Genomic DNA, 11,744 nt, shown 5'->3' with positions numbered 1-11,744 from the left:
AATACAGGCCTCGTAGCACTCAGTGTTACGAGGCTTTTTTATTTCTATACCTAATTGCGTGGTATCCAAAAGGTGAATGCTATGAATAGAGTGTTTTATCGCCAAGGCTTGATGGCCTTTTTCCTACTAACTATGACTTTACTCATGGCTGGCTGCAGTCAAGCTGATAAGGCCGAAGAGCTTTATTTTGAAGGTAAGACAATGGGGACTACCTATCATATAAAGGTGTATGCAGAGCCTTCGCAACTTGCAGGTATTGATTTACATCCTGAAATTAAGCAAGTGCTTAAAGATGTAAACCAATCAATGTCGACTTACATTCCAGATTCAGAAATTAACCAGTTTAATCAACTACCAGCAGGGCAGGTGATGCCAATTAGTGCTGATTTTAGAAATGTGGTAGCTGAATCAATCCGCCTTGGTGAATCAACAAAAACGTTAGATGTCACTATGGGGCCACTAATTGACTTGTGGGGCTTTGGCCCAGATAAAAAACCAACTAAGCGCCCAACGGATGAAGAGTTGGCTGCAATGGTTGCTAAAATTGGCGTTGATAAGCTTGAACTTACAGATGCGGGCCTGATGAAAACAATTGATGGTCTAGAGCTTTCGTTTTCTGCTACAGCAAAAGGTTACGGCATTGACAAAGTAGCAGAAGTGATTGAAAGCAATGGTTTCACTAATTATATGGTTGAGATTGGTGGTGAGTTACGTGTATCGGGTATTAAGCCTGACAACATCACGTGGAAAATTGCAATTGAACAGCCAGATGCTGAGCCAGGCGTTCGTAAAGTACATAAAGTAATTGAACCAGGTACCAATGGTATTGCGACATCGGGCGATTACCGAATTTTTTACGAAATGGATGGTGTTACCTATAGCCACTTAATTGACCCTATGACAGGCATGCCGAGTCGTCATGATTTAGTATCTGTAACCGTATTAAGCCCATCAGCAATGACAGCCGATGGTTTAGCTACCGCACTAACTGTGATGGGCATGGAGCGTGCGCAGAAATACGCAGAAGAGCACGATTTGCCTGTGTATTTAATTGGTAAGTCAGACAATGGCTTAGTAACTTATTCAAGCCCTGCATTTAAACCTTATTTGTAGCAGGGCAAGAAGCAGTTTATAATACATGCAGCCCAATACATTGGGCTTGATTTAATTGCTGACGATAGGGGCAAAGCAATGTCACTTTTTCTTCTAACATTTGGTCTACTTATTTTAATTGTGGCAGCGATGGCTGTCGGCATGATTGTGCAAAAGAAATCTATGGCCAGTAGTTGTGGTGGCTTAGGCGCTGTTGGAATTGACAAAGCCTGCGACTGTGACGACCCATGTGACAAGCGTAAAAAGCGCATGGCAAAAGAACAAGCCTGGAAAGAGAATCAAATTCTTTAACCATAAAAAAGCGCCCAAAGGCGCTTTTTTAATACCTAAAATTTACAAGGACAGTCACTGTTAATTATACTTTATATGGACAGTCACTTTTATCTATTAACTTATTCTTGCGGCAAAACAGATTTTGTCTACACTTTAGTTACAGCTAATGTATTTCAAATTATCAGTTCAAGGAGTGGACGATGGCTTTAGCAAGGAAGCGGCAAATCTGTTTATCGAACACAAAGTATTACCATTGTGTTTCCCGTTGCGTTAGACGCGCTTATCTTTGTGGAGAAGACGCACTCACAGGTAAATCATATGAACACCGTCGAGGGTGGGTTGAAGAGCGCCTACTTCTTCTTGCAAAAGTATTTTGTATTGATGTGTGCGCTTATGCGGTGATGAGTAACCATACTCATGTTGTGCTTTATGTTGATGATAAAAAAGCAAATAGGTTATCTGATAAGGCCATTCTCTTGCGTTGGTTTAAGCTCAGTAAAGCAACACCTTTAGGTCAAAAATTTCTTCATGGTCAGCCTTTAAGTGACGGCCAACAAGTCTTCTTAAATAAAGAGGTTGCAGAATACAGAGCGCGCCTTTCGAGTATTAGTTGGTTCATGCGAATGCTTAATGAATATATAGCCAGACGGGCAAATAAAGAAGACGAGTGTACGGGTCACTTTTGGGAAGGGCGCTTTAAAAGCCAAGCACTCCTTGATGAGCCTGCTCTATTAGCATGTATGGACTATGTTGATTTAAACCCTGTTCGTGCAAAGGTCGCGAGCACGCCTGAACAATCTAACTATACAAGTTTTAAAAAGCGATGCCTGAGCGTAAAGGATTCAAAACAATCTAAGTTACTAGCTCGTTTTGTTGGTGGAGTGAGTAAGGATAAATCAAAGGGAATACCTTTTGAGTTAAAGTCATACGTGTTACTAGTAGAGCAAACTGGGCGTTGTATTTGTTCGGATAAGCCCGGATATATAGAGCATCATTTACCTCCTATTCTTGAAAGGCTGAATTTCGAACCGGAAAATGGTTAACGCTCACAACACAGTTTGAAAATTTATTTCATGGAGCTGCAGGTCGAATGGGGGCTATTGAACGTTATTGCAGTAAAACTGCTCGTAAGCGACGAAGTAACCTAACAAGCTGTAAGTTATTACTTGCTTGCTAAGTTTTAAAATAAATCTCTTTTAATTTTTGTAAATTATTGCTGCACTCTTGTACTTTCAATTCACAGATAGCTATACCTTTTATCTTGGTTTTTATTTGCGTATTAAGCCAATAGGGTAGGTTGCCTACGGAACGAATATTTTAGATCAAAAATCTAAGGTCTTTGAAGGTTTAGCAGGCACTTTTAACAGTGCCTGTCCTTCCAAATCGTGTTTATTCTAAATTAATTAACTTAGCCCCTAAAACAGCGTACTTATTTTTACCGTTTGCTTGTAAGAAAAAGGCGGCAGGTGCATGAAGTGAAGGTATTGATGTAAATACACTTTTACACTCGTAAATAGGCCATGTTGTGGAGTTTTCTAGCATACTAAGGTCGCCAGAAAAACAATTATACCCTTGTTTTAAAAGCGCTTTGTATTTGCTTTCTGTCAGCGTGAAAGACTCATTTAAAACAAAACTGTTACCTGTTCTAAAGCTTAAGCTGCTTGCATCCAAACTCGTGTAACCTTGACGGATACTGCTTATATCACCCAATTCTTTAATTGTGGGTGACTGTCCTTTGTTATTGACGGCAATATCTATCTGATAATCACCTAGCTCACTCTTTACAGTTACATCATCTATTAGTAAGTCTACCCAATTGTCTTTTGCGTTAAATGGAATGGCGTGGTACTGGGTTATTTTAGCGCTTTGCCACTCTCCCGAAATTATTGAATCAATGGTCTTTTTATATAAAACACGGTTAACTTTACGGGCTATTTGTCGGTTTGGGTCGTTTGGGTAAGCACCTGATTCAATTAATATAGTTCGGATACCTTTTTCTGAAAAAGTATCACCAAAACTACGGTAAGAGTAACTGTCGTTATACTTCCCCAAGTGCCCTGGGATCATGGTTTCAACCGTTTTGGCTAAATGAGCAATAAATTGCATAGCCTCACCACGAATTTTATTTACTTCTCTTGCTTCATTATAGGCGGGTGCTAGCACTGAAATGGTGGCTTGTTTACCCATTTTGCCGGCACCGTAATATGCATTCTGATCATGTAAATTAAAGCCGAAATCAGGTTTGAATTCATTTGCAGCGGCCATGAGTATTTGTCCTTCTTTTGTGCGAAGGGCTTTTGCATCACGATTTAAATCAATGCCTTGAGCGTTATGGCGGGTTTGAACAGCAGCGCCATCCGGGTTCACCATCGGGATTATGAGAAGGGTTATTCTCTGTTGCCAGTTTTCTAGCCATTGTGCGTTTTCATCGGCAGTTATAAAGCTTAAAAAATCCATCAGTGCGGCAGTTGCTGTATTTTCATCGCCGTGCATTTGGCTCCACATCATCACTTTGATTGAGCCTGTGCCGATTTTGAGAGAATTGAGTGCCTGTCCTTGGAAAGAGTTGCCAATTTGTTTTAATGTGACGCTGGGGTGTTTTGCTGCGCTTTTTAAGTGAGGTTCTATATCGGCGTAGTAAATCGCAGGTTTATCTAAACCAGCTACGGCGGTGTCTTCAATCGTCTTTGCAATTGTTGTATTACTTAATGCAAAAATGGCTGTGGCGAGTGCGTATTGGCGCATAACTATCTCTTTTATTCTTTGTTTTGTTATTTTGTAGAATATTATATTTCAACCTCTTTGGCTAATCCTTGTTCAGTAAAAAAGTTTCGATTGCTACTGACTAAGTATGCTTTAAATCGCTATTTTTATGCTATTTTCTTTTTCTTCATTGCTTTTCGCTATATAAAATACAGTATTAATTTTAATTACTTAGCTTCAAAAAGATTGCTTTTTTACACTTTGTTATCAAGTGGCTAAACAACACTTAACCTTGTGTCTTGAAATTCTACTTGTACCGTCTGTTGACTTTGTTATACTCCACATCGAAATTTCAGTAATTACTGAAACTTTATTGATGAAGATCATGTTACCGCATTTTAAAATAGGGTAAGCCACTTACCTAAAATGCAGTAAAAGCGATAAAAGGCGTGAGTTTTGCGAGCAATTAATCAGTCACAAGGTGTCAAACAGTCTAGTTTAGCTAGATTGCAATTGGCTGCGCGTGCGTTTTTTGCTGGTAAAGAGCTAATGTCAGTTTTAGCCTTGTTGCTGATTAATTCAGCCATGCTAATCAACGGTACATTAGAAGATGCTCAAGGGCTAAGAAGCTTATTAAGCGAAGGTGCTTTATACGAAACACCATTACTTAATGTCTTGAGCTTTTTAGCTTACCCAGTGGTGTCTTGCCAGTTACTAATTGGTCTATGCTGGTTGGTCTTCCATTTCTTCCCTGCGCGTCGTGCAGGTGTCATTTTACGTAAAGCGGCCTTCGCGCGCGTGAAACGATAAAGTCTTTAGTAGTACACAGCGCTCATGGCTGTCGTGCTCCTCCTCGTGTAAGTGGTTGTCTGTAAATAAGCTTTGTTGCTTAAGTTCAGCCATTTTAGTCGTTTACTAAGTTGTCTTTACTAAGCACCTAGTGGGCTTTTTACGCCCAAATTTCAGTCAGCCAACCTAAAATCCCTCACTTTTTAGCGTGTCGATTTGTCGTGCTCGTTAATCAGCAGGGGATATCTGTAGCATCTGTTGCAGAAAAGCGTCGTGTACTTATTTCGACAAGTGTTAACTTTTAGGTTGTAGGATATTCCTTTGTCAATTCGAAACCTTTGTAATATTGCTCTAGCGTCTTTAGTGCTGGCTTTGTCAGGCTGTAAAGGCGGGGTACTCGATCCAAAAGGTCAAATTGGTGTCGACGAGAAGTATTTAATTATCGTAGCTACGGTGTTAATGCTGATTGTTGTAATTCCAGTTATTGCCATGACAATTTATTTTGCATGGAAATACCGTGATGGACGAGATCAAGAAATTTACGCTCCAAAGTGGGCGCACTCTACCAAGATTGAAGCTGTAGTTTGGACCATTCCTATCATTATCGTTGCGATTTTAGGTGTGATCACATGGCAGTCAACACAACAACTTGACCCATATAAACCACTTGAAGGTAAAGGTAAGCACCTTACTGTTGAAGTTGTTTCTTTGAACTGGAAATGGTTATTCATTTATCCAGAGCAAGGTATCGCAACAGTAAATGAACTTGTTTTTCCTGCCAATGTGCCAGTGCAGTACAAGATCACCTCTGAAAGCACCATGAACTCGTTTTTCATCCCACAGCTTGGTAGCCAAATTTACTCAATGGCCGGTATGGAAACAAAGCTTCACCTAATCGCTGATGAGCCAGGTACTTTTAAGGGTTTCTCTGCTAACTACAGCGGTGCAGGTTTCACAGGTATGAAGTTCGATGCCATTGCAACAGCCACTGAAGCTGATTTCGATGCATGGGTTAACAAAGTGAAAAACACCGGTTCTGCACTGACTAAGCAAAGTTATGTTGAGCTTGCAAAACCAAGTGAATACGACCCAGTTCAATACTATGCCAGCGTAGATAAAGATATGTTCCATTCAATCGTAATGAAATATATGCAAGCGCATGGCTCACACGCTGCAATGCAACACGCTATGCCTGAGCACTCAGCTCACAATAAGCACAGCGAGGACGAGGAATAATCATGTCGTTGTTAGGTAAATTAACATTAGACGCAATCCCGTACCATGAACCAATTATCATGGTTACCATGGCGGTTGTTGCTGTCTTAGGTCTGTTAGTGGCAGGCTTAGTAACAAAATATAAAAAATGGGGCGTGATTTGGCACGACTGGATCACCTCAATCGACCATAAGCGTTTAGGTGTTATGTACATCATTCTTGCGCTTATCATGCTTTTCCGTGGTTTCGCGGATGCTATTATGATGCGACTGCAATTAGCAATGGCTACTGGCGGTGCAAGTGGTTACTTACCACCAGAGCATTATGACCAAATCTTTACGGCGCATGGGGTGATCATGATCATCTTTATGGCGATGCCGTTTATGATTGGTTTAATGAACATCATTTTACCTCTGCAAATTGGTGCTCGTGATGTTGCATTCCCATTCTTAAATAACCTTAGCTTTTGGTTAACTGCTGGCGGTGCAATTCTTATCAATATCTCATTATTCTTTGGTGAGTTTGCAAAAACGGGTTGGGTTGCATATCCACCGTTGTCTGAGTTGTCATTCAGTCCAGGTGTCGGGGTCGACTACTATATTTGGGCCTTGCAGATATCCGGCTTGGGTACCTTATTAACAGCGGTAAACTTCTTAGCAACCGTATTTAAGATGCGTGCGCCAGGCATGACATTGATGAAAATGCCAATTTTCACATGGACATGTACATGGGCAAATATCTTAGTTGCAGCATCGTTCCCAATTTTAACAGCGGTACTGGCAATGCTTACCCTTGACCGTTACCTAGACTTCCACTTCTTTACGAATGCGGCAGGCGGTAACGCGATGATGTACATCAACTTATTCTGGGCATGGGGTCACCCTGAGGTTTACATTCTGATCTTACCTGCGTTTGGTATTTTCTCAGAAGTAATCTCTACGTTTGCGGGTAAACGTCTGTTTGGTTATAAGTCGATGGTTTACGCAAGTGGTGCAATTTCAATTTTAGGTTTCATCGTTTGGCTTCATCACTTCTTTACGATGGGTTCAAGCGCTAACGTTAATGCCTTCTTTGGTGTTATGACCATGGTTATTGCAGTACCGACCGGGGTTAAGTTGTTTAACTGGCTGTTCACTATGTATCGTGGTCGTTTACGTATTACTGTGCCTGTCCTTTGGACTTTAGGTTTTATGGTGACGTTCACTATCGGTGGTATGACGGGTGTTCTACTTGCTATTCCTGGTGCTGACTACGTATTACATAACAGCTTATTCTTAATCGCTCACTTCCATAACACCATTATTGGTGGTGCGGTATTTGGTTACTTAGCAGGTTTTGCTTACTGGTTCCCTAAAGCAATGGGCTTCAAGCTTGATGAAAGTTGGGGCAGAAGATCTTTCTGGTGTTGGTTAATTGGTTTCTTCGTGGCATTCATGCCGTTATACGTACTTGGTTTCTTAGGTATGACACGTCGCTTAAACCACACTAACAACCCTGATTGGAATATCTGGTTATACATTGCAGCTGGCGGTGCGGTAATCATTCTGTTCGGTATCTTATTCCAAGTTGTACAACTTGTAGTGAGCTTTAAAAACCGCGAGCAACTTGATGATAAAACGGGCGATCCGTGGAATGGTCATACTCTTGAGTGGGCATCTGCTTCACCTCCGCAGTACTACAACTTTGCAAAAATCCCACATATTGATGACATCGATGCGTGGACAGACATGAAAGAAAAAGGCTTAGCTTACAAACAAGAAGCGTCTTATAGCCCAATTCACATGCCAAAAAATACACCGGCAGGTGTGTTAATGAGCGCAGGTATAACAACCTTCTGTTTCGCCATGATCTGGCACATTTGGTGGCTTGCAGCCTTTGGTTTACTGGGTGCTATCGTTGTGTTCATCAAGCGATGTTACACCAGCGATGTAGATTACTACGTGCAACCAGATGAAATTGTTGAACTAGAAACGGCTCACAATACAGCCGCTACGAAGGAGGTGAATGCATGAGTGCCATTCCTGCTGGACTAGACACCTTAAACGGCGCACACGGTCATGTCGATGCACATGACCATGAGCATCACGATACAGGTGGTAACACCGTTTTTGGCTTCTGGCTATACCTTATGACTGACTGTCTGCTGTTTGCATCATTCTTTGCAACCTACGCAGTATTGTTCATGAACACCGCTGGCGGTGTGTCGGGTAAAGACATTTTTGAACTTGATTTTGTGGCGATTGAAACCGCAGCACTACTACTTAGTAGTATCACATTTGGCTTTGCGATGATCTCTGCTCACGGGCAGAAAAAGGCGGCTACGTTAACTTGGTTGCTGGTTACCTTTGCTTTTGGTGCTGTGTTCATTGGTATGGAAGTGTATGAATTCCATCACCTAATTGCACACGGTAATGGCCCACAACAAAGTGCCTTTTTAACATCGTTTTTCTCTTTAGTGGGCTTACACGGTCTTCACGTTACTGCGGGTCTAATTTGGATGACGGTAATGATGATTGAAGTTATTCGCCGTGGTTTAAACCCACAAACAGTGACACGCCTAAGTTGTTTAAGCTTATTCTGGCACTTCTTAGATGTGGTGTGGATCTGTGTATTTACCGTTGTTTATTTAATGGGAGCAATGTAATGAGTCACAGTGAATCACATGTAATTAATAACTTAGAAGTACACGCACATAATGAGCAATCACATGGCAGCGTTAAAGACTATTTAATTGGTTTTGTATTGTCAGTGATTTTAACGGCTATTCCATTTTGGGCTGTAATGAGTGGTTCGTTTTCTAAAACGACCACCGTATGGTGCATCGTGAGCATGGCAATTGTGCAAATTTGGGTGCATTTGAAATATTTCTTACACCTAAACTTCAAAACTGAAGACGGCAAAGCAAGTTCAATGTCGTTTATCTTTAGTGCTTTAATCATCGTGATGGTGGTTGGTTTGTCGGTGTGGATCATCTACGAATCGAACGCCATGATGATGTACTAATAACAATTACTTTGTAATTGGTAAAAAGATTTACGAAAGGAGCTGGTTAGTCTGAGGTTGTGTCTCCAGTTCTTACAGTCTGTTACTAACTAGTTTCTTTCGTAATATTGCGTTTGTGCTGAAAATTAGAGGAGTCGAGGAAGTGTTTCGACGTTATTTAAATGTCACTAAACCTGGCATTATCATGGGCAATTTGATCTCTGTCGCGGGGGGATTCTTGCTAGCCTCTCGTGGTGACATTGACCCATGGTTAATGATCGCAACCTTGCTAGGGTTATCTTTAGTAGTGGCATCAGGATGCGCGATTAATAACGTAATTGATCGTGATATTGATGTTGCTATGGCGCGCACTCGCAAACGCGTCACAGTGACTGGCGAAATGTCAGCAAAGGCGGCTATGGCACATGGCATCGTGCTTGGTGTTATTGGTTTCGGGTTATTAGCTGTGTATACCAACGTAGTGGCACTCTTATTTGCTACTTTTGGTTACGTCATCTACGTAGGTGTGTACAGCTTATATATGAAACGTCGTTCTGTGTATGGCACCTTTGTAGGTAGTTTATCTGGCGCAGTACCGCCTGTTGTGGGTTATTGTGCCGTGACTGGGCAGTTTGATGCCGGTGCTGTGATTTTATTGGTCATGTTTAGTCTATGGCAAATGCCTCATTCATATGCAATTGCAATCTTTCGTTATAACGACTACCAAGCGGCCAGAATTCCCGTGTTACCTGTAGCGCAGGGGATCGAGAAGGCAAAGCATCACATTGTTTTATATATCGCCGTGTATGCGTTGGTTGTGATGTTATTAACCATTAGTGGTTATACAGGTTTAGCCTTTATGGCTGTAGCCTGTACAACGAGTTTTTGGTGGTTGCTAATGGCACTCCGTGGCTATCGTCGCAATATTGATGTAAGCGGCTGGGCGCGCCAAGTGTTTGCTTTTTCAATTGTAAACATCACGGTTTTGAGCATAGCGATGGCTTTAGATTACCATTCAGTAGCTCCACAGCTACTTGTTTTAACTTAGAAAAAAGTTGCTAACATATCCCAATGTTACAGTAGCAAAGGCCCGGAAGTCTCCTCCGGGCCTTTTTTCTTTATCGTTTTTAAAAGCGGGCAGCTTGCTCTACCACAATGCCATGACGAGCCGCTAAACGGCGATGGTCCTTATCATAACCACCTCCAATTACTGTTGCGACAGGCGCATTGTGCTCAAGGCAACGTTTAAGAACTAAATGGTCGCGTTGCTCAATCCCTTGCCAGCTTATATCGAGTTTCCCTAAACCATCTTGCTGCCAAACATCAACACCTGCATCATAAAGCACTAAGTCTGGGTTTAAGGTGTTTAATAAATAACTCAGCGTATCGTCAACTAAGCCTAAGTATTCACTATCAGCGACATTCGGCGCTAAACCTATGTCTAAATCGCTGGCTGATTTTCGAAACGGAAAATTTTTCTCACAGTGAATAGAGCAGGTATAAGCATAAGGCTGATGGGCTAACATCGCGACGGTACCATCACCTTGATGAACATCTAAGTCAAAAATAAGTACATTGGTCACCTCACCACTTTTTATCAAGGTCTCACTGGTGAACGCGAGGTCGTTTACCATGCAATAGCCCGAACCAAAATCAGTATGTGCATGGTGAGTGCCTCCCGCTAAGTGGCAAGCAATACCATGTTTAAGTGCTAAACGTGCCGTTTGCAAGGTGCCCAAAGGAGCGGTAAAAGTACGTGCCATTAGCTCTTTTGACCAAGGTAAGCCAATGCGGCGCATTGCTTTTTCATCTAATCGATTGTGCCAAAGGTCGTGGATATAGTTTTCGCAGTGCACTAATTCAAGAGGCTCAGGGCTGCCGAGCATCGGTTGAGTTAGGTTATCATTTATTAATCCAAGGTTTTGTACATGCTCATATAAATAAGCAAACTTACTCATCACAAAGCGATGGTTAGGATCGAAACTAAACGAGTAATTTGGGTGATACACCAAGGGTAAGTGGGGATTTAACTGCATAGCTTATCGTATAGCTGAATTTGCTACAGCATAACGAATCTACCGATAAATGTTTACTCTGGTGCGTGAATTAAATGAGCTAACTCGCGATGTAATAATGCTTCATCACCCAGATTTAGCTCAATCAACCGTTTTAAGTGAGTAATACTATCAATATCGATATGTTCACAGCGAAGGCCAGCATGTTGATGCTCAACATGGCATAGCTCCACTTGCATTTTAATCTCGATTGATGACTCTGGCAGGGTAAAGATTAAGTCAGCTTTACTATGAATAGGTACTAAAAATGAATCACTTTTAGTTATAAGCGCACCTTGCAAAGATAGATCAAGTAACTGACAGTGATAGTCGTTACCTTCAATGCGAAGTATCGCAGGGCAAGAAAATAATACCCGCGAAAACTCTCTGCGTTCATTCATAGCTGTATCTCCAACTTTATTAACGTATACCAATCCTTAATAATACTTAATCATTTTGAGGGATTAAACCTGTCGCTAACTGCGTTAAAAATTTCTGATTTACGACTGCATGGATGCAGAAGGTAGAGCAATGCAGGAGCAATTGCCGAGAACAACTAAATAACGAAATTTTTGCCTTGCTATCAACGAGGTTTCCTTGCCTCAAAATTGACTA

The 11,744-nt window shown here is 41.5% G+C and carries 11 protein-coding genes and 1 pseudogene; 9 read left to right on the top strand and 3 right to left on the bottom strand.

All coding sequences use genetic code 11. The annotated features are described in order from the left end of the window. Positions 1-81: 81 nt before the first annotated feature. The 3 genes and pseudogenes from P4S60_RS12810 to P4S60_RS12800 all read left to right on the top strand — a co-directional run bounded on the left by P4S60_RS12810 (position 82) and on the right by P4S60_RS12800 (position 2,563). Positions 82-1,113 carry an FAD:protein FMN transferase gene (locus P4S60_RS12810; RefSeq protein ID WP_337116183.1) on the top strand — a complete coding sequence of 344 codons (1,032 nt, stop codon included), beginning with the start codon at positions 82-84 and terminating at the stop codon, positions 1,111-1,113. Between the two features lie 78 nt (positions 1,114-1,191). Further along, positions 1,192-1,404, top strand: coding sequence for a (Na+)-NQR maturation NqrM (nqrM, locus tag P4S60_RS12805; RefSeq protein WP_036966498.1), 213 nt, complete (start codon positions 1,192-1,194; stop codon positions 1,402-1,404). Between the two features lie 182 nt (positions 1,405-1,586). After that, positions 1,587-2,563: pseudogene (locus P4S60_RS12800) on the top strand (transposase). Between the two features lie 212 nt (positions 2,564-2,775). Here P4S60_RS12800 and P4S60_RS12795 read toward each other — a convergent pair. Continuing rightward, on the bottom strand, positions 2,776-4,131 hold the full coding sequence (locus P4S60_RS12795) for a M14 family zinc carboxypeptidase (protein ID WP_337116182.1): 1,356 nt from the start codon (positions 4,129-4,131) through the stop codon (positions 2,776-2,778). A gap of 414 nt (positions 4,132-4,545) precedes the next feature. Here P4S60_RS12795 and P4S60_RS12790 point away from each other — a divergent pair, with 414 nt between their 5' ends. The 6 genes from P4S60_RS12790 to cyoE all read left to right on the top strand — a co-directional run bounded on the left by P4S60_RS12790 (position 4,546) and on the right by cyoE (position 10,123). Next, on the top strand, positions 4,546-4,899 hold the full coding sequence (locus P4S60_RS12790; RefSeq protein ID WP_337116181.1) for a hypothetical protein: 354 nt from the start codon (positions 4,546-4,548) through the stop codon (positions 4,897-4,899). 300 nt (positions 4,900-5,199) lie between these two features. Further along, a complete protein-coding gene (gene cyoA, locus P4S60_RS12785) occupies positions 5,200-6,114 on the top strand; it encodes a ubiquinol oxidase subunit II (protein WP_337116180.1) in 915 nt (304 codons plus the stop codon). A 2-nt stretch (positions 6,115-6,116) separates the two neighbouring features. After that, a complete protein-coding gene (gene cyoB / locus P4S60_RS12780) occupies positions 6,117-8,105 on the top strand; it encodes a cytochrome o ubiquinol oxidase subunit I (RefSeq protein ID WP_337116179.1) in 1,989 nt (662 codons plus the stop codon). Beyond that, positions 8,102-8,737 carry a cytochrome o ubiquinol oxidase subunit III gene (gene cyoC / locus P4S60_RS12775; protein WP_337116178.1) on the top strand — a complete coding sequence of 212 codons (636 nt, stop codon included), beginning with the start codon at positions 8,102-8,104 and terminating at the stop codon, positions 8,735-8,737. The genes cyoB and cyoC overlap by 4 nt, the downstream gene beginning before the upstream one ends. Continuing rightward, positions 8,737-9,096, top strand: a complete 360-nt coding sequence (gene cyoD / locus P4S60_RS12770; RefSeq protein WP_063706320.1) for a cytochrome o ubiquinol oxidase subunit IV — start codon at positions 8,737-8,739, stop codon at positions 9,094-9,096. Before cyoC ends, cyoD begins: the two co-directional genes overlap by 1 nt. A 142-nt stretch (positions 9,097-9,238) precedes the next feature. Further along, on the top strand, positions 9,239-10,123 hold the full coding sequence (cyoE, locus tag P4S60_RS12765; RefSeq protein WP_054554292.1) for a heme o synthase: 885 nt from the start codon (positions 9,239-9,241) through the stop codon (positions 10,121-10,123). 79 nt (positions 10,124-10,202) lie between these two features. Here cyoE and P4S60_RS12760 read toward each other — a convergent pair whose 3' ends face one another. Both P4S60_RS12760 and P4S60_RS12755 read right to left on the bottom strand, forming a co-directional pair. Continuing rightward, positions 10,203-11,111 carry a histone deacetylase family protein gene (locus P4S60_RS12760; protein WP_337116177.1) on the bottom strand — a complete coding sequence of 303 codons (909 nt, stop codon included), beginning with the start codon at positions 11,109-11,111 and terminating at the stop codon, positions 10,203-10,205. A 53-nt stretch (positions 11,112-11,164) separates the two neighbouring features. After that, a complete protein-coding gene (locus P4S60_RS12755) occupies positions 11,165-11,530 on the bottom strand; it encodes a PilZ domain-containing protein (RefSeq protein ID WP_175080006.1) in 366 nt (121 codons plus the stop codon). Positions 11,531-11,744 lie beyond the last annotated feature (214 nt).

The organism is Pseudoalteromonas sp. Hal040, assembly GCF_037162425.1.
GTDB classification, from domain to species: domain Bacteria; phylum Pseudomonadota; class Gammaproteobacteria; order Enterobacterales; family Alteromonadaceae; genus Pseudoalteromonas; species Pseudoalteromonas gelatinilytica.
This window is presented reverse-complemented; position numbering and strand designations above follow the sequence as displayed.

Bases quoted from the DNA above. Each gene is read 5' to 3' on its own strand.
- cyoC (WP_337116178.1), top strand. From the start codon at position 8,102: ATGAGTGCCATTCCTGCTGGACTAGACACCTTAAACGGCGCACACGGT.
- P4S60_RS12760 (WP_337116177.1), bottom strand. From the start codon at position 11,111: ATGCAGTTAAATCCCCACTTACCCTTGGTGTATCACCCAAATTACTCG.
- P4S60_RS12755 (WP_175080006.1), bottom strand. From the start codon at position 11,530: ATGAATGAACGCAGAGAGTTTTCGCGGGTATTATTTTCTTGCCCTGCG.
- cyoB (WP_337116179.1), top strand. From the start codon at position 6,117: ATGTCGTTGTTAGGTAAATTAACATTAGACGCAATCCCGTACCATGAA.
- cyoD (WP_063706320.1), top strand. From the start codon at position 8,737: ATGAGTCACAGTGAATCACATGTAATTAATAACTTAGAAGTACACGCA.
- P4S60_RS12795 (WP_337116182.1), bottom strand. From the start codon at position 4,131: ATGCGCCAATACGCACTCGCCACAGCCATTTTTGCATTAAGTAATACA.
- P4S60_RS12810 (WP_337116183.1), top strand. From the start codon at position 82: ATGAATAGAGTGTTTTATCGCCAAGGCTTGATGGCCTTTTTCCTACTA.
- nqrM (WP_036966498.1), top strand. From the start codon at position 1,192: ATGTCACTTTTTCTTCTAACATTTGGTCTACTTATTTTAATTGTGGCA.